The sequence below is a fragment of the Mesorhizobium sp. WSM4820 genome, from assembly GCF_055811075.1.
This window is the reverse complement of record NZ_JBVVQN010000015.1, coordinates 88,646-108,520: the sequence shown is the minus strand read 5'-3', so window position 1 is coordinate 108,520 and position 19,875 is coordinate 88,646. Positions and strand designations below refer to the sequence as shown.

The window sequence follows — 19,875 nt, the reverse complement described above, 5'->3', positions numbered from 1 at the left end:
CCCCCCCCCCCCCCCCCCCCCCCCCCCTCCCCCCCCCTCCCCCCCCCCGCCCCCCCCCCCGCCCCCCCCCCCCCCCCCCCCCCCAACCAACCACCCCCCCCCCCCCCCCCCCCCCCCCCCCCCCCCCCACCCCCCCCCCCCCCTCCCCGCCCGCCCCCCCCCCCCCCCCCCCCCCCCCCCCCCCCCGCCCCCCGGGGCCCCCGACAGGGAGGATTCGACGATGAAGTTGATGCTGACCGACAGAGCGCTGCATCCGCAGGCCGAGCCCGTCGCCGACGGTTTTAAAAAAGGCAGCATGAACCGGCGCGAATATCTCGCCACCATGGCAGCACTCGGCGTCGGCGTCGCCGGCGCGCTGGCGCTGGGCGGCCTCGCGCCTTCACCGGCCAGGGCGCAGGAGCCGAAGCGCGGCGGCGTCTTGCGCGTCGCCATGAACGTCAAGGGCTGGAAGGACCCGCGCACCTTCGACGGCGTCGAAATGTCCAATGTTGCCCGCCACTGCAACGAGTATCTGGTGCGCTGGAACCGCGACTTCACCTTCGAGCCGTGGCTGCTCGAGAGTTGGGAGACCAGCGACGACGCCCGCGTGCTGACGCTGCACGTCCGCAAGGGCATCACCTGGTCGAACGGCGACACTTTCAACGCCGACGACGTCGTCCACAACCTGACGCGCTGGTGCGATGCGAGCGTTGCCGGCAATTCGGTCGCCGAGCGGATGGGGGCGCTGGTCGACGCCGCCACCAAGAAGCCGATCGACGGCGGCATCGAGCGTGTCGACGACTTTACCGTCCGGCTCAATCTGCCGAAGCCCGACATTTCGCTGATTGCCGGCATGACCGACTATCCGGCGCTGATCATGCACCGCAGTTACGACGGCGACGGCGATCCGCTGAAGGCCCTGGCGATCACCACTGGACCTTGCGAACTGGTGGCATGGGACGCCGAGGTCGGCGCCGAGGTCCGCCGCAAGGACAAGCCGTGGTGGAAGGGCGACTTCTGGCTCGACGGCATCCAATGGGTCGACTACGGCTCCGATCCCAATGCGATGTTTTCGGCCTTCGAATCGGGCGAGATCGACACCAACCACGAAACCGCCGCCGATACCGTCTCGCAGACCGACGCCATGGGTCTTAGCAATTCCGAGCTTGCCACCGGCTCGACCATCGTCGCCCGCTTCAACGTCGGCAATCCGCCCTATGGCGACATCAGGGTGCGGCGCGCCGCCCAGCTCGCCGTCGACAATGCCGCAATCCTGAAGATCGGCATGGACGACCGCGGCAAGCCGGCCGAGAACCATCATGTCGGCCCGATGCATGCCGAATACGCCGATATCGGCCCGGCCGTCCGCAATGTCGACGAAGCCAAGGCGCTGCTTGCCGAGGCCGGCAAGTCCGATCACGAATACGAGCTCATCTCCGTCGATGTCGACTGGCAGAAGAACACCGGCGACGCCATCGCTGCGCAGATGCGCGACGCCGGGCTGAAGGTCAAACGGACCGTGCTGCCGGCGGCGACGTTCTGGAACGACTGGAGCAAATATCCTTTCTCCTGCACCGAGTGGCTCGGCCGGCCGCTGGGCGTCCAGGTGCTGGCGCTGGCCTACAGATCGGGCGCTGCCTGGAACGAGACCGCCTACGCCAATCCGGAGTTCGACGCCTTGCTCGACAAGGCGCTGGCCACACCCGACGCCAGTGCGCGCAAGGAGATCATGACCAAGATCGAGCAGAATCTGCGCGACTCCGGCATCATCATCCAGCCCTACTGGCGCTCGGTCTACCGGACGTTCCGCAAGGGCGTGCATGGCTGCGAGCAGCACCAGTCTCTGGAGCAGCATTTCGACAAGGTCTGGCTCGAGGCGTGATCGCGGGTCTTTCCTTCTCCCCTTGTGGGAGAAGGTGGATTGGCGCGCAGCGCCAAGACGGAAGAGGGGTGCTGGATGGAGTGCGGCGGTGCCAAGCTGGAACACCCTCATCCCGCCGCTTCGCGGCCACCTTCTCCCACAAGGGGAGAAGGCAGAGCCGCGCCACGCCTTGAAACCTCCCGTCCAAGCCGCACCGTCTCCCGCACCAGCAAATCCAGGTCGTCGCGCCGGGTGCGGTGGTTGTTGATCGCTGCCCTGAGGCAATGCTGGCCGTGCACCGTCGTATCCGAAAGGGCGGCGATGCCGTCTTCCTGCAGCCGCAGCATGATCTCGGTGTTGAGCGCCTTCTGCCGCTCTCCCGTCAGCCCGTCGCCACGGTAGCGAAAACAGACGATGTTGATGCTCGGTGGCGCGACGAGTTCCACCAGCGGTTCGGCCTCGATCAGCGCGCCGAGATAATGTCCTTGCGCGATGTTCTGGTCGATCAGGCGGCCGAATTTCTCGATGCCGTGCTGCTTCAGCGCCATCCACACCTTCAGCGCGCGAAAACCGCGTGACGTCTGCAGGCCAAAATCATGCAGCCACTGGCCCGAGGCGAGGCCGCGCGGCGTCGATTCGAGATATTCCGGCGTCACAGCGAACGTGCTGCGATGGGTCGCGGCGTCCCTGATCAGCACGCAGCCGACCTCGAAAGGGGCGTGCAGCCATTTGTGCGGGTCGAGCGCGATCGAGTCGGCGTGCTCGATGCCGGCAACGCGGTGGGAATTTTCCGGCGCGATGGCGATCAGCGCGCCGATGCAGCCGTCGACATGGAACCAGAGATCTTCCTGCGCCGCCAGCCTTGCCAGCGCCTGCAGATCATCGATCGCACCGGTATTCACGGTGCCGGCCGTGCCGATCACGCAGGCCGGCCGAAAACCCGCCTGGCGGTCCTCAGTGATCGCCGCCCGCAACGCGTCGATGTCGATCCGCAATCCGGCATCGGTCGGGATGCGGCGCAGCGCGCGGTTGCCGAGGCCGAGCGCCTCCATCGCCTTGCGATGGCAGGAGTGAAGCTGGTCCGAGCCATAGAAACGCAGCGGCTTGTCGATGGCGGCAACGCCATGCTCGCGCACGTCGATGCCAGCCCTGGCGTTGCGGGCCACGGTCAGGCCAATGATGTTGGCCATCGAGCCGCCGCTGACCAGCGTGCCGCTGGCTGATTGCGGAATGCCCATCATCTGCTTGCACCAGTCGACGACCTGGCTGTCCATCAGCGCGGCGGCATGGTTGCCGCCGCCGAGGTTGGAGCCCTGCACCGCCGCCAGGAAATCGCCGAGCGCCCCGGTGAAATTGCTCGACCCCATGTACCAGGACCAGAAGCGCGGATGGATGTTGCCCATCGGGTAGGCCATCACGTTGCGGGCGACCTCGCCATAGACCTGGGCCAGCGGTTGAGGCGATTGCGGCAGCGGCTCTGCGAAAAATTCTCTCACCTCCGCCGGCATGTCCTGCCACACCGGGCGTTGCCTGACATCGCGCAGATAGTCGACGGCGTCGTCGACGATCCGGTGTGACAGCGCCTGCACATCGGCCCAGTCGACCGGATCGAGCGTTTCTTCGGCAACCATACCGGCAGTGCCGGCGGCTTTCAGCATGGCGTCCATCCGCGTTGCTCCCGATGCGCAATTATTCGGCCGGGAACTGGCAGCCCGGCGTTGAGCGCGACAGCGCGATCTCCTCGGCGTCCATCTCGGCTTCGATGCCGTCGAACAGCGGCGTCGTCATATAGCGTTCGCCGGTGTCGGGAAGCATGCACAGGATCACCGAGCCGGGTGCAGCTTTTTCCGCAATCTGGCGTGCCACGGCAAAGGTCGCTCCGCCGGAGATGCCGGTGAAAATCCCTTCCTTTTGCGCCAGCGCCTTGGCCCATTTGATGCCCTCGGGCCCGGCAATCGGCACCACCTCGTCGTAGAGGCTGGCGTCGACCGCCTCCTGCAGGACGTTGGGAATGAAATCCGGCGTCCAGCCCTGGATCGGGTGCGGCTCGAAGGCCGGATGGCTGGCGGCGGGTGCGCCGTCGGCGCCGCGCTGCTGCGCCTTGCCGCTGCCGATGAGCTGGGCGTTGGCAGGTTCGGCCAGCACGATCCGGGTTTCGGGACGCTCGCGGCGCAGCACGCGCCCGACACCGACGACGGTGCCGCCGGTTCCGTAGCCGGTGACGAAGCAGTCGAGCCGCGATCCGGCGAAGTCGTTGATGATCTCGCGCGCCGTCGTCGCCTCGTGAATGGCGGCATTGGCGATGGTCTCGAACTGGCGGGCCAGGAACCAGCCATTCGCCTCGGCGAGTTCGACCGCCTTGTTGTACATGCCAAAACCCTTCTGGGCGCGCGGCGTCAGCACCACCTTGGCGCCCAGCATGCGCATCAGCTTGCGGCGCTCGACGGAGAAACTGTCGGCCATCGTCACCACCAGCGGATAGCCCTTCTGCGCGCAGACCATGGCCAGCCCGATGCCGGTGTTGCCGCTGGTCGCCTCGACGATGGTCTGGCCCGGTTTCAGGGCGCCGCTGCGCTCGCCCTCTTCGATGATGTTGAGCGCCAGCCGGTCCTTCACCGATGCCGCCGGATTGAAGAACTCGGCCTTCACATAGATCGTCACATGATCGGGGCCGAGATTGTTGATCCTGATCACCGGCGTGTCGCCGACCGTGTCGATAATGCTGTCGAACAGGCGGCCGCGCCCGGCCGTGGTCCTTTTCCGTTGCTGCAACATGTCTGCTCTCCCCTTATTGTTGTCGTCACGAGGTGTCGTCGTCACGAGCCGGTTACAAACCGGCGGCTTGGGCGGCGAGGTTTCGAGACCTTGCCGCAGTACGGTTCCGGTGCCGCCAACGCGGCCCGGAACGGTGGCGATGCCGGCAACCGGCGCGGAAAATTCGTTGCCGGATGCACTCGATCGCTTTCGATGATAAAACAGAGGACAACTGGCCAGCGTGGGAGCAAGCGTGGAAACGCACGTGGAATCCGCTCGATCGAGCCTGGACGGCGCAGCGGCCGGGCTGTCCGTGCGGCTGCTCGGGCCGCTGACGGTCATCCGCGACGGCGCCACCGTGCAACTGCCGGCATCGCGCAAGCTGCGCGCGCTCTTCACCTATCTGGCGCTCGCGCCGCATGCCGTCGGCCGCAGCCGTCTGTGCGAGCTTTTGTGGGATGTGCCGAACGATCCGCGCGGCGAGCTTCGCTGGTGCCTCAGCAAGCTCAGGGGCATTTTTGACGAACCGGACCGCCACAGGATCGAAACATCAGGCGACACAGTCGCGCTCGATCTGAAGGGCATTTCCGTCGACGCCGTCGATGTCGCCTCGGCCGCCGCCAGCGGCATCGAGACGCTCGATCTTGAGCGGCTGCAGGCCCTGTCCAGACTATTCGTCGGCGACTTCCTCGACGGGCTGGAGATCGACCGTAGCCCGCATTTCAACAGCTGGCTTATCGCGCAACGCCGCCGCTTCAGCTCGTGGCACGCCGCCATTCTGGAACAGCTGGTCAGCAAGCTGCCGGCGGATGCCGACGAAATGTCCGCGCATCTGGAGACATGGCTGGAACTCAATCCGTTCGACGAGCGCGCGCACGTGGCTCTTCTGAAAAGCCTGGCGCGACGCGGGCAGATCGCCGCCGGCGAGGACCATCTTGCCTCGGCGGCGCAGCTGTTTGCTTCGGAGGATCTGGATTTCGGACGCGTTCGTGAGGCATGGCGGTCGATCCGCAGCGAACGACCTGCCGCGACGCTCCGGGCGCAGCCGGCGCTGTTGCCGGCAGCCGCGCAAGCGTCAATTGTGCTTCCCCATGCCGATACTACTACGTCGAAGGCCTCGCTCGCGGTGATGCCGTTTGTCGAGGAAGCCGGGATCGGCGGCCCTCGCGGCGGCCCCTCTCGCGGTGGATTGGCCGACGGCCTGACCCACGACATCATCACCCGTTTGGCCAAGCTCAGGGATTTCTTCGTCATCGCCCGCGGCTCGGTCTTTGCGCTGGCCGAAAAGAACATCGCGCCGGAAGATGCCGGCCGGCGACTCAACGTCGACTACGTCGCCACCGGGACGGTGCGCAGCCAGGCTGGCCGTGTCGCGGTCAGCGTCGAACTTGTCGAGGTGCGCACGGCCAGGATCGTCTGGGCCGAGACCTTCGAACGCAGGCCCGACGACATCTTTGCCGTCCTCGACGACGTCGGCGACAGCATCGTCTCGTCGATCTCGGCCGAGATCGAGATGGTCGAGCGCAACCGCGCCATGCTGAAAGCCCCCAGCTCGCTGAATGCCTGGGAGGCTTACCATCGCGGCCTCTGGCACATGTATCGCTTCACCCGCACGGAAAACGAGCAGGCCCGGCATTTCTTCGACATGGCCCTGAAGCTCGATCCGACCTTCGCCCGCGCCTATGCCGGCCTGTCCTTCACCCATTGGCAGAACGCCTTTCAGCGCTGGGGAGACCGCGACCAGGAAAGCGCGCTCGCCTTCGAGACCGCCGGCCAAAGTCTTCTGGTCGACGATCACAATCCGGCCGCGCACTGGGCCATGGGCCGGGCGCTGTGGTTGCGCGGCGAGCAGGACGGCTCGCTCATCGAGCTGGAACGGGCCGTCGATCTCAGCCCCAACTTTGCGCTCGGCCACTACGCGCTTTCGTTTGTCCACTCGCAGTCGGGTGATCCGAACGCGGCGATCGGTTCATCCGATCACTCGCGCCATCTAAGTCCGTTCGATCCGCTGCTGTTCGGCATGCTCGGCGCCAGGGCGATGGCGCATGTCCGCCTCGGGCAGTTCGACGAGGCCGCCGAATGGGCGCTGAAGGCCGCCGCCCGTCCCAACGCGCATGCCATCATCCTGGCGATCGCGGCGCACTGCCTTGCGCTGGCGGGGCGGCTTGACGAGGCCCGCACTTTCACGGCCGCCATCCGCAAGACGCTGCCGAACTACTGTGCCGACGATTTCATCGGCACCTTCCGCTTCGAGCCGGACGCCGCAGCCCTGTTCCGGCAAGGCGCCAGGCGCATCGGCTTGGGGTGAACCAACCCACGCGGCCCTGCCGGTGGAGAGCTTCCCTTCTCCCCTTGTGGGAGAAGGTGGATCGGCGCGCAGCGCCGAGACGGTTGAGGGGTGCTGGACGGATCACGGTGGTGCCAAGCTGGAACACCCCTCATCCGACCGAGCTTCGCTCGGCCACCTTCTCCCACAGGGGGAGAAGGGGGAGCATAGCTTGCCCGCAATTATATGCCGAGCATCGACTTGGCTTGGTTGAGCGCAGCCTCCGACCCTGCATGATCGCCGGCGGCGTGCAATTTCTCGCCTTGGGCGCGCAGTTCCTTGACTTTGTTCATGTCGGCCTCGGCCAGCGTCGCGGTCGGCAACGCCGCGTCGATCGCGGCCATGATGGTCGGGCATGAATTTGCAAAGGCTGCCGCAGGAACGACCGCCAGGAAAACCGCGAGCGAAATTGATCGTAACATGGACGTTTCTCCCTTGCCGGAACGCGCAATTTCGCCGACCGGCGCAGGAATGGTACAGCGAATGCCCGAACCTGCCAATCGCGATGATGCCGCTGGGTTGAGACACGCTGCCGTCGGCCGGGCTTTTTCTCCTAGTGTCTGAACCTCGCCGCGGCTGGTCGCCACCAATCGTCACCTCCGAAGCCGACGCCACGTTCGCGGCAATCGTCAGATCGCCGCAAAATCCTTCGACCAGAGCGGATCAGGTGGGCTGAACGGATTTGACATTGCCTTCGGTATCGACAAGGCAGCTTGTCTTCTTGCCGCTGGCATCGAGTTCGACCCGATAGGTTGTGGAATCGATCTTGCTCGACGAAACCGGAAGTATTTTGCTGCTGTCGGCACCGCTCGCCTTGGCGGCTGCGTCGGCGCAAAGCAGCTGAAGGTCGGCCGGGGCCGTCTCGACCTGGGTCCTGGACATCTGGTCCTGAGGCGGCGGCGGCGGCGTGCTGACGCAAGCGCTCAAGGCCCCCGCCAGGAACCCAATTGCTGTTGCCCGGATCGAAGTTCTCACTGCAGGTTTTGCCGACATTGCTTGTCCCTCTCCGAATGCCGCTTCACACACCCCGGCTTCAAACACCCTTGTAAAGTGCCGCCCCCTGCATGAGAACGATGACCTTGGCCCCAACCTTGACGCGCGATGCCAGGTCGGTGATGTCGTCGTTCCGCATCCGGATGCAGCCTGATGACACGTCGAGCCCGATCGTCCACGGCTCCGGCGTGCCGTGTATCCGGTAGATCGTGTCCTGGTCGCGCTCATACAGATAGAGCGCCCTGGCGCCGAGCGGGTTGTCGGGCCCTCCCGGCATGCCTCCCGCATGTTTGACAGCATTCGGATCGCGAGCGACCATTTCGGCCGGCGGCGTCCAGGTCGGCCATTCCGCCATGCGGCCGACGCGCACGATTCCGGCCCATCCAAAGCCTTCCCGGCCGACGCCAATACCGTAGCGCATGGCGCGCTGACCCGGCTGCACCAGGTAGAGAAAATGCTGGTTGCCGTCGATGATGATCGTACCGGGCGCTTCCGCGGTGCGGAACTTGACCATCTGCGGGCGAAACGCCTCTGGCACTTGATTATGCGCGGCATAGTATTTGCGCGCCTTGGCGCGGTCATAGTCCACCCATTTGCGGGTTTTCGGATCGAAAACCTGGGTTCCGGCAGCCAGCGCCGCCACCGCCACAAGACCGAGCGCTACCGCGACAATTGCCGTCAGGCAGCGCCGCTGGAGAGCGGTGCGTCCCGCGATCGTCAGCTTTCCGGTCATGGATTTGCCCACCCTTGCACCCGAGCGCCCTGCGCGGCGACCCATTGTTTGGCGTACGCGTAAGGATCCTGGCGCTCCACCTGGAGCGCATAACTCATCTTGGTGGCGTCCTCGGGCTTGAGGGCGACCCGTTCCAGGAACGCGACCACCTCAGGATATTTCTTGCGCAGCGAGGTGGCGTAAGCGATGTGGAAATGTGCCGTATCCCATGACACCGGCGCGCTGGACTTCGAGACCCAGAGCGGGTCCTCGGAAGGCAGCACGATCTTCCACTTTGCCGGGTCAAAAGGCGGCTCGGCAAGCCGGACAATTTCGTGCAGTTCAAACACGTGATGCGGCGCATAGCAGGCAAACACCATCGGATGAGCCGTGGCAACCGCGGCATCGACAGCCGCCATTCCGACATCCTCCGGCGTCTCCAGCAATGTCATTGTCTCGGCGTAGCCATAGCTGTTGGCGCGGACACGCTCGATCGCCGTCGAGGACCAACCCTCGGCGCCAATCCAGAGTTCTCCGCGTCCGTCCCGATCCGTGTCCAACGCGGCGGTTTTGCGCGGGTCGGTGAGATCCGAAATGTCGCGGATGCCAAATTTGTCGGCAGTTTCGCGGGTGGCGCATATGCCCTGCCATGCCGGCACACCGATGGGACTGATGGCTACCGTGCCGGCGCCGTCGACATACTTCTTAACCAGATTGTCCAGGTTGGGCAGCCAGATTTCGGGATGAATATCGACCTCGCCCGAATCGAGGCCGGCAAAGGCAATGAGCGTCCCCATCTCGCGCACATCGGCATCGAGCCCGAAATGTTGCTTCAGGCTGACCTTGAGAATGTTTGCCGTCGCCTGGCCCGACGGCCAGTTCGGCATTGCAATGACGAGATCAGCCGCGTGGACCGGAACCGCCAGCATCGTCAATGCCGCCAGCGACATTCTCCGCAGGCACCGCCGAAATCGGTTGTGCATTTCTTTCCCCTCGTTTCGGTGCCGAAAAGAACCGGGACGGGAATAATCTGTCACGGCAAGCACCGGGTTGTGACACCAGCCCCATCTTCTGACGGCAGCTGCTGAAGGTGCAGCAGTGCATTCGCCAAGGAGAGCGCCGTCACCTGCCGCCCCTGCACGCTACTCGATGACATTCCGTATGGGAAGATGCTCACAACCGCGGCCGCCGCGCGCCAACCTTGGAGATGTCCGCAGGCATGCGCCTTACGAACCAGGGGGCGTATCAGGACGCCTTATTGGGTGAGGTCATTCGCAAGGCGACAGCACCTTTGTGTAGCAGCCGATGACCCGGAAACCTATGGTTTCCAGGAAATCAAGAGCTTACAAAGGGATTGGTGCCCAGAAGAGGACTCGAACCTCTAAATTTGGTGGCACCATAACCTGCTGATTTTGCTAATCAACTTAGCCACAGTCAATGACTCGACTATCACAGATTCTGTTACAAGCAAAGCGTTGGCATGTCGAATGGCCGAATAGAACGATTACTCTTCAAAACCGGTCGATTCAGACTTGAACTTGAGCTGCCGTGCGTTCTCCCGAACAAACCCGTCGCTGGCTACTGCGTCGTCCGTGAAGAACTCGGAATGCTTTGATTCCGTTTTACGATTTCCCCTGACTCCGGGTTTCAGATTGCCGAATTTCGTGGCTAGAGGCTGCGATTTCCGGCAAACTGGATGGGCTTGTTCTGCGTGATTCGAGGCGATGACGAAGCTGCGAGGGAAGCGAAAGCGATGCGACTGAAGGAACGGCGCGAGAGCGGCCAGACGGACCTGTTGCGATCCCGGCTCGACCACATCCTCAATATGGATCGTGCGCTGGGTGAAGCTGGCCAAGACGATTGACTGGCGCTTCCTAGGGCGGCCACCGGCAGGGATGTTTTGGCTCCAGCGATAGTTTGAACGGTACGAAGCTGCGGGAGCGCTTCATTGGAGCGAGACAAAGAAAATCAACGATGTGGCGCCGTTGTGCTGGCGCTTCGCCCTACCGAGAACGCAATGATGGGTCTTGTTGAGAAAAGCCTGTGGCTCGATTGGTCAGCGGACCACGTACGATACTGGCCTACCGGTAAGTTTTGGTTTCCTGGCGGTGTGCATGTGACGCTCGATGGTGCCAAAGACGCTGCACTGCATGCTGAGCATTTTCAGCGGCTGCACCCTAGCTGGCAGATCCATGTATTTGACACCCACGCTCCGGATGTTCCGATTGTCATAGACTGGGCCGGCTGGCACGACGGCGCCGACAAGTTTGGCCGACGGAACCCTCCATTTCGGATGCGTGAATAAACAGACGGCGTCAGTAGCTAGGTGTGGACGACCGCCTGAGGATCCCATATTTTCCTGCTTGGTTTGTTCGTGTCCAACTTGAACCTACGTCTTCAACAACCGAACCGGAAGCCGACATAGGTCAGTCCCGGACGGAAGGTTGTGAAGGCTCCGTAGACGCGATTGCCAAACCAACGTCAGAACGAAGGGGCCGCACATACAGTTGTGTAAGGCTCGATTGCGCCGGTCCGACAGCGTAATGAACGACACGGCCGGATATCCGCTGGGGCTTCGGCTGTTCTCCTTCAATGAGGACGGGGAGAACCCGTCTCCCGCCTCTGCCAATAATGCCTTCGTCAGCCGATTCCCGGATATCCGAACCATGTTGGAGTATTTTCACAAGCGCGCGAGCTTGCGAGATACGGCACTCTATGCTCGTGATGAGGGTGCCCCCAGTCTAACGCGAGAGCAGCTGGACATCGGTCTTCGAGAGCACACGTTCCTAACGATCGGCCTGATCTGGGCGGCTAAGTCACCTACCACAAAGAACCAGAGCCGTTCGTCGTCCAGATCCTCGGCGCGATATCGGCAGCGATCGGTCTGCAAATATTGCGGGCAATAATGGCAGAGAAGGCAAATCACCACTTCATCCCTCAATTTTATCTGCGAAATTTCAGCGTTGGCTGTGACAAGCGGAAAGCCAAGGTCTTCTGCTACGATCAGTCGACGAGAAAGTCGTTCGAGACCTTGGTCCGGAACGTTGGCAGCCGGCGCCACTTCTTCCGCATCGATGTCAAGGGCTTCGACCCCAATCACATCGAAGACGGGATGGCTGAGATCGAGGATGAAATCTCAGGGCATCTCGCCGAGGCGATCGCCGCCAAGGGCTTCCCTTCTGACGCCCATTTTCCCCGGTCATGCTGCTGATGGCGAATGTGGCCGTGCGCAATCCACGCTTCAGGTCGATGAACGAAGAATTTCATCCCAAGATCGTCAACGGCATGATGGGTATGATGCTGAAACACAAGGATCGGTTCGAGGACTCGGTGAAGCAGGCTCGAGAGAACGGCGTCCCGATCCGCGATGACATCAACTACGAGGATATGAAGGCTTCCATTGATCGTGGCGGATACGAGATCGCGATCGATCAGACCTACCTAATCGGATTGGAGCTCCAGGCGGTCCAGCCGGCCCTCGAACAGCTGGCTCGCAGGAGCTGGTCTTTCGTCTCGGCCGAACCTGGCTACACCTATGCGACGTCCGACGATCCGGTAATCCTAAGTTGGGCTGACGGAAAGCCGAGGCCCTACTCGCCGGGGTTCGGCCTCCAAAATACGATCGTTATGTTCACGATCTCGCCTGAGCTCGCCTTGGTCGGGCTCTTCGTCAAACAGCCTGCGCAGCGAGATCATCGCCGCGACCAGGTCGCCGCACTGAATACGAGCATTGCTCGATATGCGACCAAGCAGCTCTATGCTCGCGACGGGTCGTTCGAGATCCACACCAGGACAGAGCCGTACGTCCGAAGCCGGGACCTTGGCGCGGCGTTGGAACGACAGGCGAGAGGTGGGGGCTGATGTCTGCTATGGGCGCATTGCCGCCCGGAACTTCGAGACCGACTGCCGCCAACTGCTTCCACGCGAGCGCACAAGATAGCGGACGCCGCTCGAGACAACGCCAGGATGTTATCTGCACCCTATTCCCAACAGGTCGTCGAGAAGTGTGACTACCAGAAGATCAGAATTGAGCGCGGTCCAACCGCGGATCCCAAGGTGTTGGCGCGATGAAACAGTTCGTGCTATTTGCTCGCGCCTACGCGGAGGAAGCATGGTCCGGCGCCTCATATCTATGCTCGCCAGCCACATCGAGTTACTGATTTCCGATGAAACAAGAACTTCCTGACGGCCTCGATGCACTACGGGCTGAGCTCAGCCTCTCTGATATAGTGGGACTTATAGAGCGAACGGCTCGCTGGGTTGCCGCCGACACTTTCCGCAAGCTTCCCGTCTGGTATCCGGAACACGCTCGTCGCGGCCTCTTCTACAACAGGAATTGGTCCGAACCCCGGTTCAACACCAATCGGCAGACCGGGAACAAGGTGCACAAGCAAGAGGGGAATCTTTACGCCAACCAGGCCCTGACGCAGGCGCTCGGGCTGCGCAAGGACGATCGCCCAAACTGGTCCTGTTGCCACATCTGGGGCATCGATGACGCGGCATATGGATCAACGAATGTAGTGGTGCAGGACGCTCGGTTCTTCTCGTGCGTCGCCAATATGGTCCTGCTCCCGACGCCGCTTAAGGCGTTCACGGACGTGATGCCCGAAGTGAAAGCCATGCTGCGAGCGTGCGCCTTCTTCACCTATGACTGGCGCTGCGACCACGAAGAGCTAGCCCCGGTCGATCTTAAAGCTGTGATCAAGGATCCCGCATATCCGAAGAGTTGGCCGAGGGCTTCGCGGGATGCAGCTCCCCCCGGCACCGTACCTTTAGACAGCGGAATCGCGCACGCCGCTGACCGCCGTCTGGCGGCGATCCGCCGAAATCTCGAGTCTGCGGGCCTGCATTATCCGCGCGAGCAGGTACGAGCCGCGCTGGCCTACTGGGGCCTCACCTTTAGGGGTTAGTGCCGGCGAACAGTTATGTGCTGCGTCACGGCCGCTGCTGCCTCAAGGTGCGCTATCGTCCGCCAGGACGACGCTCTTAGCCGCGCCGGCCGCATAGCGGATGCTGTCGCCGGCGATATTGAGACCGCCATCAGCGTCCGATCCGAGCGGATTTGGGAGAATGTCGATTTTTGTCGCGCCGGTCTGTCCGACATTTCGACGTAGGCGACCACATACCGCTCGGCCGATCTTGACCGCGCAACATCGCGCGCACGGCGAACCTCCGTCTCCCCCAGCTCGAATTGACAGGGTCCTCGGTACTTGTCTTTACATCAATGTCCCAAGTCTGCTTGTTGAAGCTGACGCAGAAGTCGTAACCGAGAGCATCGTTGCCTCGCGACGGTTGAATGGGCTAGCGCCCTCGGCTTGCAGAGCTGCGACGCCTCTTGCGCGCCTCCTCGCGGTGCGAGGTCGGCAAACGGCCCGCTCAGCAACTTCTTAGACAGGCCTTGGGTGATTTCCTCGGACAGCTTCAGCCAGTCGACCGCCAGCGGATCACGCAGCTTACCATTCAGGCGCACCGACCGCGCCTCGCTGTCTCGCAGCGCTCGCTCCCCACGCTCCTTCTGCGCTTCCGCCTCAATCTCCGTCTCGGCGATGCCAAGCTCTGCAGGGTCGAGGGTGCGGCCCATATCCAACGGCCAGATTCCCAGCCGCACGAACCAGATCAGGAGCTCGGCCTCGGCCCAGGCACGGCAGTCGAACGCACCAGCCCCATGCAGCCGCCGCCGCAGCTCGGCCTCCGCCTGCACTGGGTCGCGCCCAGCCCGTGGATCTTCGCCGATTTCTGAACGCCCCACGCTCGCACCACCGACTGCGCGCGCCGCGTCACCTTCTTAAGCATTGCCTCCGAGGATTTTCGTGGTGCGGCTGCAATAAGCAGCTTTACCCACCGCCTCTCACGGGGATCACGCTGAATTCCGTGCATCCATCGGATTCACCAGAGATTTCAAAAATCGGACCCGGGGACCCTGAGAATCCTTCCATCGGTCTTAATATAGAGCTCTAGCGGGCTCCGAATGGTGCGGTCGAGCTTGAATCAGGCCCCAAAAGAGTTGGAAATTAACTAGTCCAGTTAATCTTAACAGGAGTGTCCGTCTCATCGTAACAAACGCTTATCAGATCTATTTCCATTTGGCAGCTAGCCGCATTTTCTTCTGGTTCTTCTTGGTGTTTATCAACTCTCACTGGCTGACGCGATGGATGTCGGATCGGCAGAGATCCTTATCCAGATCCCTCGGCAGTCACACCCGGCTCGGGAAGACGTCTATGCTTCGGAAGTGCTGAATCGTGTCGTTCTTCTATGAATTGTTTGCGGCAAACATTTCGACCCTTTGCGGAACTCTCCAGCAATCAAAGAGAACTATGCCTTCCGAGAGCTGATCAGGTCGGAAGACTATCGCCGAAAGCTACGCGGTCTACTAAGATTGGACGACCAGCAAATTTTGCCACCGAGGCTTCTCGCGTTGACGGTGGAGCTTCAGGAGGAGCTTGAGCGGCGAGGATAGAATTGGCTGACGAGAACATCAGCTGCACTGAGGTGCCAAACATTCCTGATCTCTAACGGAACCATTCCGTGACCCGCGAGTTGCGGCCCAGTCGGAACTCCTGCAGATGGCAAAGCGCGACAGAGACGGGCATAAGACCCTTGCCGAGGCCGTTCGGGAGTTGATCGGTACCGAAGACAATCGTCGCCACGTGAACAAGCTGTTTGGGCTGAAGGTCGAACCAGAACTGACGCCAACCCTCGCTTCATTGCTTGGGGCGATCGGTAAGGCCAGTCGGGACGAAATCCCTTAGCTGCATACTCATTGCGTATTGGCTCTACCTCGGCTCAGGGTGCGAATTTTGCTAGGGACGGCCCGACAGTCTATCGGGTGGCTATCGGGCCGCCGCGCCTAGCCGGCGGGCGGGGGGGCGTTGGGGTCGCCGGCTGGGCGAAATGTATGCCACTACATGCATCATTGCTAATTTAGTAAAAAGATCATGGTCCGTTCTCCTAGCCATCGAATCGGATGAGCCTAGACTCGAACCTGTGCGCAAACGAGTGACTACCGGTGCTGGCCGGCTACAATTTATTCCTCCGATGATGCCTACCTTGGTCGCCCCAAGATGACGACTGGATGCATGAGACAATTCGACGGCTACCGCTGCCAGATCATCATCGACGCCGGCAGTGCGCGGATTTTCACCCGCCGCGGTCTCGACTGGACATCGAAGTACCGCGATCTGGTCGAGGCAGCCAAAGCTCTCAACGTTAGAGAACGCCATCATCGACCAACATGATACATAATTGGTTGCCGGGGACATGGCGTAGCCCCCGTTTTGGTGGAGAAGCCGATGTATCCCGTTGGTATCCGTTCCGCTTTCCTGGCGGTGGCCCTGTCGCTTGGCGCGATGCCAGCCGTCGCCGAGCAGCGCATTGCCGTACGTGAGGTGTTGCCCGCCAACCCGGCCTCCGAACTGCTTGCCAGACAGATGCAGCATCTGGTCGGCTCCGAACTCGCAATGCTGGTCGAGAAAGCGCAGGCCGAAGGAAGCTGCGAGGCCGTCATCGTCGATGTCGGCAGCACGATAACCGAGGCTCGCGCCGCCGAAAAGAAGCTCATGGATGAAGGTTATGCCCCAAGGAACCTCGTGATCGAGGAGCTGCGCGTCGATACGTTCATCGACGGCGTGGTCGGCATCGGTGACGGCGACGTGACCTGGATCATGCAGGTCACCGATGGCGACGGGAAATTGATTGCCGACGACAAGGGATTTCTCGGCGAGGACAAGGTGGCGGAGGCGGCCGAGGCGATAGCCAGGAGTCTGTTCGACAAGCTTTGCAAGAAGACGGCCTATCGAGCGAAGGGCGGATACGATGATCTGACCATCGATCACACAGTGTGCGACCTGACCAAGCCATTCGAATTGCCAGGCACCGGGGCATCGGCGGGGATCCTCTTTTCGTTAGCCCCCAAAGGCGACGGCGGCAGTTTCACGGTTGGCGGCATGGCCGCCGGCGTGCCCTGGTCGGGTGCCGGCAACTACATGGTCTCGCTCGATGGTGGCGGAGGCGCGATGGCGCTCACCGGGGCGTGGAAGATCACCACGCCGGTTGGCGTGTTCGGCGATAGCGGCACGATCAAGCTGACGCTGACGAAGGCCGAGGGTTGCGCCACTGAAGAGAAGAAGGCAGCGCCGGCTGCCAAGACGCCGCCAGCACAAAAGAAAAAGAAGGGGTGAAGTGCCCCCCGGCCAGTGGAAGACGACCTCGCGACGTTCCCACCAGGGCCCCAATATGAAACGACCGCACTGCCACGAGGTCACCGGGCCCGTCTTGGCTAAGCTCCACTCGCGCGGCAGGCGTCGACCTCAAGGAGGTGGACGAGGTGATCCGGGCCGGGGGTTAACCGCGGGGCACGGGCAGCGTCGATGGGTCAGATCCGCTCAGGGTCATAAGTCGTCGTCGGGCGACTCTGATGCGTGAACGGATACTATGCTCCATCTCATTCCCGAAAGCCGCCCGTCAGCTGACGGCCCCGTCCGTCTGCTAGTGCCGCAAGGCCGTCGTACGAAAGCGCCCATTCCGCCAGCAGAGGCCAACGTTCCCTTCATCCAAGAGCGGATGTTGGAGCATCCATTTTCCTGGCTCATCGATCGGCCGCGAAATAGCGGCGCCAGCCGCACCAGCCTACCCAGACTTGACCGGCCAAGAGGTGGTCGCCGGCGCCTTGATGAAGATTGCAAATAGTTCGCGCTGAGAGGATATGCGCATCTTGGCATAGATATTCTTGCGGTGGATGCGGACCGTTCCGGCTGAGATGCCCAGCAGGTTGTCGGTCGACTCGGAGGAGTGACCTTCAAGAACGAGGCCGACGACCTGCAGTTCTCGTGGCGTCAGCGGCGGCATGCCGCGTGCCTCCAATGCATCCTGCACGGTGCGCCGCATCACTGCCTTGTCGTCTTCAACCGGCGTCGCGGTCTTGAGCCTTTCGTCGGTGCGCCAGTGCATCTCAACGATACGCCGGACCAAGGGCTCGACGATACGCAGTGTGCGCAGGTCGTGCGCGGTGAAATTCTGGCGGCTGGGCGCGCGCATCAGCGACGTCGCTACGGTCCACCCGTCCTTGCCGGGGGTGAAAAAGGCGATCTCGTCGACCGGTCCGGTCTGCACATAATAGGACTTGTAGTATTCGCTCTTGTAGAACTGGTCGGGCGCAAGGTCGGACAGCCGGTAAACTCCCGACCGCGTGCCGTTCGCCGTCGCCTTATAGAACGGATCGAGTAGGTAAGGCCCGATCTCGTATTCCCGAACGTGGATGTCGAACTGCTTCGGGGCGAAGGTGTGGTGGACGCACAGCGGCTTGCCCGGGCCGCTATAGGCGAAACTCACCGTGTAGTCGAATGGTGCGAGACGATGGATGGTTTTGGCGAACGCGTCGGGGAACTGGTGCGATCCCACCTGCAGAGAAGTTTGCCGAGGGCGTCGAACCATTCGGGATGCGACAGCAGTCGCCTGCCTGACGCTGTCTCAGAGGCTTCGTCCCTCACCGTCGCTCCTATCCCGAAAGGCATATGCGTTTTGGATTACACTGTAAGGGAAATATCCCATGATCGGCATGCTCTTATAGGCTTTCTCTAGTTTGTGGAATATGCCTTCTTTGTACCAAGTGCTACGCAGGCAGGCGTCGATAGCATATACTGACGCCCTGCGGTCTTGCGGACTGAGGCCTCTCGGACAAGTCGAGCGATTCCGCGCGCAGTGGTGGAGGACTTGAATGGCGGATCGCCGCCAACACGCCACAGATCTCACGGGCGGCCCGGGCACGGCCCGATCCCCCGGCGGACCAGCGTTCAAGCCCAGCCAAGTTGGAAAGCACCGCAACGATAATCATCCAAAGGGGAATCTCGATGTTTGAAGATAGTTCACGCCTACGCATGCTGATAACGGCGCCGGCGCTCGCGGCATTCGCGGCGCTCGGCATTGCCGGACAGGCCGGTGCCTGGACGCTGGAGGAAGCGGCGGCGCCGTATAAGGGCGCCACGATCCGCACTATCGGCGAGGCGCTGCCACCGCTCGAGGCGATGAAGAAGCTGGCGCCCGAGTTCGAGAAGCGCACCGGCATCACGGTCGAGATCGAGATGTATGAGGCGTCCGAGACCGCCAGCAAGGTGATGCTCGACCTCAACTCAAAGCGCGGCCGCTACGACTTTATCCTCCAGCAGCACCGCAATGTCGGCAAGTTCGTCACCAACGGCCATGTCGAGCCGATCGAGCAGTTTATGACCTCGGCGACGCTGCGCGACCCCGAGTTCAAGCCGGAGAAACAGCTGTACCAAGGTCTCTGGAAGGAAATCTCTTGGTACGGGGGTAAGGCCTATGGCTTCCCGTTCACCGCGCTCACAATGTACGCTTGGTATCGGTCCGATCTCCTGACCGACGCCAAGGAGATGGACGGCTTTAAGGCCAAGTACGGCTACGACCTCGGCCCGGCGCAGGACTGGAAGCAGTATCGCGACATCGCCGAATGGTTCAACCGCCCTGACCAGGGTCTCTACGGCACCGCACTTCAGGGCAAGCGCCACGAAGCGCTGTGGTACGAGTGGCTGAACTTCCTCTACTCCTTCGGCGGCGACATGTTGGAGGTGAAGTCGGGCTCCGAATGCGGCCCGGTCATCGTCAACAGCCCACAGGCCATTACCGCTACTGAATACTACAAGAGCCTGATGGCCTTCTCGCCACCGGACACGCTCAACTACTTCTGGGACGACGTCATGGCGTTGATGCAGCAGGGCAAGGTCGCCGAGCTCATCATGTGGAACGACGCGACCTACGCCGTCGCCGTCGATGAGAATGTGTCGACGGTCGTCGGCAAGATGGGTTTCGACATCGTGCCGCAGGGGGAAGGCGGCAAGGTCGCTCAGGTGGAGGGCTGGTCATACCTCATTCCAACGGCGTCCAAGAACAAGGAGGCCGCATACCTCTTCATCCAGTGGATGCTGGAGTACGAACAGCAGCTCAGCCAACATCTGAATGGCGGCGCTTCCGCAAGGCCAGATGTTTATGCATCCGCCGAGGTGCAGAAGCTGCCGTATGCCAAGGCATCGATGGCGTCCAATGAGGTGGCCAAGCCGAAGCCTACCATCCCGCAGGCGAGCGAGATGACCGACATCCTGGTCCGCGAATTGTCCTCCTATCTCGCCGGCGAGAAGGAAGCAAAGGCGGCGCTCGATGAGTCGGCCAAGGAGATCTCGGCGCTGCTCGGGGCCTGCGCACCGATGAAATATCCGGTGCAGTGAGGGCTGCTATCCTAAT

Annotated in this window: 19 protein-coding genes; 10 read left to right on the top strand and 9 right to left on the bottom strand. The window is 62.2% G+C overall.

What is annotated here, in order from left to right; translation table 11 throughout:
- Nucleotides 1–220 precede the first annotated feature (220 nt).
- Nucleotides 221–1,861 carry an ABC transporter substrate-binding protein gene (locus AC0L2R_RS23395; RefSeq protein ID WP_473511805.1) on the top strand — a complete coding sequence of 547 codons (1,641 nt, stop codon included), beginning with the start codon at nt 221–223 and terminating at the stop codon, nt 1,859–1,861.
- A gap of 107 nt (nt 1,862–1,968) precedes the next feature.
- Here the strand turns inward: AC0L2R_RS23395 and AC0L2R_RS23390 are convergent, their stop codons facing one another.
- Together AC0L2R_RS23390 and AC0L2R_RS23385 are read right to left on the bottom strand one after the other, a co-directional pair.
- Nucleotides 1,969–3,507, bottom strand: coding sequence for a pyridoxal phosphate-dependent decarboxylase family protein (locus AC0L2R_RS23390; RefSeq protein ID WP_473511803.1), 1,539 nt, complete (start codon nt 3,505–3,507; stop codon nt 1,969–1,971).
- A 22-nt stretch (nt 3,508–3,529) separates the two neighbouring features.
- Nucleotides 3,530–4,615 carry a PLP-dependent cysteine synthase family protein gene (locus AC0L2R_RS23385; RefSeq protein ID WP_473511802.1) on the bottom strand — a complete coding sequence of 362 codons (1,086 nt, stop codon included), beginning with the start codon at nt 4,613–4,615 and terminating at the stop codon, nt 3,530–3,532.
- 244 nt (nt 4,616–4,859) lie between these two features.
- On the opposite strand from AC0L2R_RS23385, the gene AC0L2R_RS23380 reads away from it, so the two are divergent.
- A complete protein-coding gene (locus tag AC0L2R_RS23380) occupies nt 4,860–6,902 on the top strand; it encodes a BTAD domain-containing putative transcriptional regulator (protein WP_473511801.1) in 2,043 nt (680 codons plus the stop codon).
- Between the two features lie 200 nt (nt 6,903–7,102).
- Here the strand turns inward: AC0L2R_RS23380 and AC0L2R_RS23375 are convergent, their stop codons facing one another.
- The 5 genes from AC0L2R_RS23375 to AC0L2R_RS23355 form a co-directional block, all read right to left on the bottom strand.
- Complete coding sequence (locus tag AC0L2R_RS23375; protein ID WP_023803696.1) at nt 7,103–7,342, bottom strand: hypothetical protein; 240 nt, start codon at nt 7,340–7,342, stop codon at nt 7,103–7,105.
- Nucleotides 7,343–7,583: 241 nt separating this feature from the next.
- The gene (locus AC0L2R_RS23370; RefSeq protein WP_036263676.1) at nt 7,584–7,802 is read right to left on the bottom strand and encodes a hypothetical protein; all 219 of its coding nucleotides are present in this window, start codon (nt 7,800–7,802) and stop codon (nt 7,584–7,586) included.
- Between the two features lie 151 nt (nt 7,803–7,953).
- Entirely contained in the window at nt 7,954–8,646 is a 693-nt protein-coding gene (locus AC0L2R_RS23365; RefSeq protein ID WP_287065731.1) for a L,D-transpeptidase, read from the bottom strand.
- Complete coding sequence (locus tag AC0L2R_RS23360; protein ID WP_473511800.1) at nt 8,643–9,608, bottom strand: ABC transporter substrate-binding protein; 966 nt, start codon at nt 9,606–9,608, stop codon at nt 8,643–8,645. The genes AC0L2R_RS23365 and AC0L2R_RS23360 overlap by 4 nt, the downstream gene beginning before the upstream one ends.
- A 521-nt stretch (nt 9,609–10,129) precedes the next feature.
- Entirely contained in the window at nt 10,130–10,480 is a 351-nt protein-coding gene (locus AC0L2R_RS23355; RefSeq protein WP_473511799.1) for a hypothetical protein, read from the bottom strand.
- Between the two features lie 93 nt (nt 10,481–10,573).
- Here AC0L2R_RS23355 and AC0L2R_RS23350 point away from each other — a divergent pair, with 93 nt between their 5' ends.
- From AC0L2R_RS23350 to AC0L2R_RS23335, 4 genes are all read left to right on the top strand, one after another.
- On the top strand, nt 10,574–10,930 hold the full coding sequence (locus AC0L2R_RS23350) for an SAM domain-containing protein (protein ID WP_473511797.1): 357 nt from the start codon (nt 10,574–10,576) through the stop codon (nt 10,928–10,930).
- A 600-nt stretch (nt 10,931–11,530) separates the two neighbouring features.
- Nucleotides 11,531–11,836 carry a DUF4238 domain-containing protein gene (locus AC0L2R_RS23345; RefSeq protein WP_473511795.1) on the top strand — a complete coding sequence of 102 codons (306 nt, stop codon included), beginning with the start codon at nt 11,531–11,533 and terminating at the stop codon, nt 11,834–11,836.
- Nucleotides 11,836–12,486 carry a DUF4238 domain-containing protein gene (locus AC0L2R_RS23340; protein WP_473511793.1) on the top strand — a complete coding sequence of 217 codons (651 nt, stop codon included), beginning with the start codon at nt 11,836–11,838 and terminating at the stop codon, nt 12,484–12,486. Before AC0L2R_RS23345 ends, AC0L2R_RS23340 begins: the two co-directional genes overlap by 1 nt.
- A gap of 305 nt (nt 12,487–12,791) precedes the next feature.
- Nucleotides 12,792–13,535 carry a hypothetical protein gene (locus AC0L2R_RS23335; RefSeq protein WP_473511792.1) on the top strand — a complete coding sequence of 248 codons (744 nt, stop codon included), beginning with the start codon at nt 12,792–12,794 and terminating at the stop codon, nt 13,533–13,535.
- Nucleotides 13,536–13,846: 311 nt separating this feature from the next.
- Here AC0L2R_RS23335 and AC0L2R_RS23330 read toward each other — a convergent pair whose 3' ends face one another.
- Nucleotides 13,847–14,326 carry a hypothetical protein gene (locus AC0L2R_RS23330; protein WP_473511790.1) on the bottom strand — a complete coding sequence of 160 codons (480 nt, stop codon included), beginning with the start codon at nt 14,324–14,326 and terminating at the stop codon, nt 13,847–13,849.
- 862 nt (nt 14,327–15,188) lie between these two features.
- On the opposite strand from AC0L2R_RS23330, the gene AC0L2R_RS23325 reads away from it, so the two are divergent.
- From AC0L2R_RS23325 to AC0L2R_RS23315, 3 genes are all read left to right on the top strand, one after another.
- Nucleotides 15,189–15,374: a hypothetical protein gene (locus AC0L2R_RS23325; protein WP_473511788.1), complete on the top strand. Its 186-nt coding sequence runs from the start codon at nt 15,189–15,191 to the stop codon at nt 15,372–15,374.
- 327 nt (nt 15,375–15,701) lie between these two features.
- On the top strand, nt 15,702–15,860 hold the full coding sequence (locus AC0L2R_RS23320; RefSeq protein ID WP_473511787.1) for a hypothetical protein: 159 nt from the start codon (nt 15,702–15,704) through the stop codon (nt 15,858–15,860).
- 54 nt (nt 15,861–15,914) lie between these two features.
- Nucleotides 15,915–16,802 carry a hypothetical protein gene (locus tag AC0L2R_RS23315; RefSeq protein WP_473511785.1) on the top strand — a complete coding sequence of 296 codons (888 nt, stop codon included), beginning with the start codon at nt 15,915–15,917 and terminating at the stop codon, nt 16,800–16,802.
- 448 nt (nt 16,803–17,250) lie between these two features.
- Here the strand turns inward: AC0L2R_RS23315 and AC0L2R_RS23310 are convergent, their stop codons facing one another.
- The gene (locus AC0L2R_RS23310; protein ID WP_473511784.1) at nt 17,251–18,021 is read right to left on the bottom strand and encodes a helix-turn-helix transcriptional regulator; all 771 of its coding nucleotides are present in this window, start codon (nt 18,019–18,021) and stop codon (nt 17,251–17,253) included.
- Nucleotides 18,022–18,470: 449 nt separating this feature from the next.
- On the opposite strand from AC0L2R_RS23310, the gene AC0L2R_RS23305 reads away from it, so the two are divergent.
- On the top strand, nt 18,471–19,859 hold the full coding sequence (locus tag AC0L2R_RS23305) for an extracellular solute-binding protein (RefSeq protein ID WP_473511782.1): 1,389 nt from the start codon (nt 18,471–18,473) through the stop codon (nt 19,857–19,859).
- Nucleotides 19,860–19,875 lie beyond the last annotated feature (16 nt).

Coding starts and splice junctions, on each gene's coding strand:
- AC0L2R_RS23395 (WP_473511805.1), top strand. CDS start 221: ATGAAGTTGATGCTGACCGACAGAGCGCTGCATCCGCAGGCCGAGCCC.
- AC0L2R_RS23390 (WP_473511803.1), bottom strand. CDS start 3,507: ATGGACGCCATGCTGAAAGCCGCCGGCACTGCCGGTATGGTTGCCGAA.
- AC0L2R_RS23385 (WP_473511802.1), bottom strand. CDS start 4,615: ATGTTGCAGCAACGGAAAAGGACCACGGCCGGGCGCGGCCGCCTGTTC.
- AC0L2R_RS23375 (WP_023803696.1), bottom strand. CDS start 7,342: ATGTTACGATCAATTTCGCTCGCGGTTTTCCTGGCGGTCGTTCCTGCG.
- AC0L2R_RS23370 (WP_036263676.1), bottom strand. CDS start 7,802: ATGTCCAGGACCCAGGTCGAGACGGCCCCGGCCGACCTTCAGCTGCTT.
- AC0L2R_RS23365 (WP_287065731.1), bottom strand. CDS start 8,646: ATGACCGGAAAGCTGACGATCGCGGGACGCACCGCTCTCCAGCGGCGC.
- AC0L2R_RS23360 (WP_473511800.1), bottom strand. CDS start 9,608: ATGCACAACCGATTTCGGCGGTGCCTGCGGAGAATGTCGCTGGCGGCA.
- AC0L2R_RS23345 (WP_473511795.1), top strand. CDS start 11,531: ATGGCAGAGAAGGCAAATCACCACTTCATCCCTCAATTTTATCTGCGA.
- AC0L2R_RS23340 (WP_473511793.1), top strand. CDS start 11,836: ATGGCGAATGTGGCCGTGCGCAATCCACGCTTCAGGTCGATGAACGAA.
- AC0L2R_RS23335 (WP_473511792.1), top strand. CDS start 12,792: ATGAAACAAGAACTTCCTGACGGCCTCGATGCACTACGGGCTGAGCTC.
- AC0L2R_RS23325 (WP_473511788.1), top strand. CDS start 15,189: ATGGCAAAGCGCGACAGAGACGGGCATAAGACCCTTGCCGAGGCCGTT.
- AC0L2R_RS23320 (WP_473511787.1), top strand. CDS start 15,702: ATGAGACAATTCGACGGCTACCGCTGCCAGATCATCATCGACGCCGGC.
- AC0L2R_RS23315 (WP_473511785.1), top strand. CDS start 15,915: ATGTATCCCGTTGGTATCCGTTCCGCTTTCCTGGCGGTGGCCCTGTCG.
- AC0L2R_RS23305 (WP_473511782.1), top strand. CDS start 18,471: ATGTTTGAAGATAGTTCACGCCTACGCATGCTGATAACGGCGCCGGCG.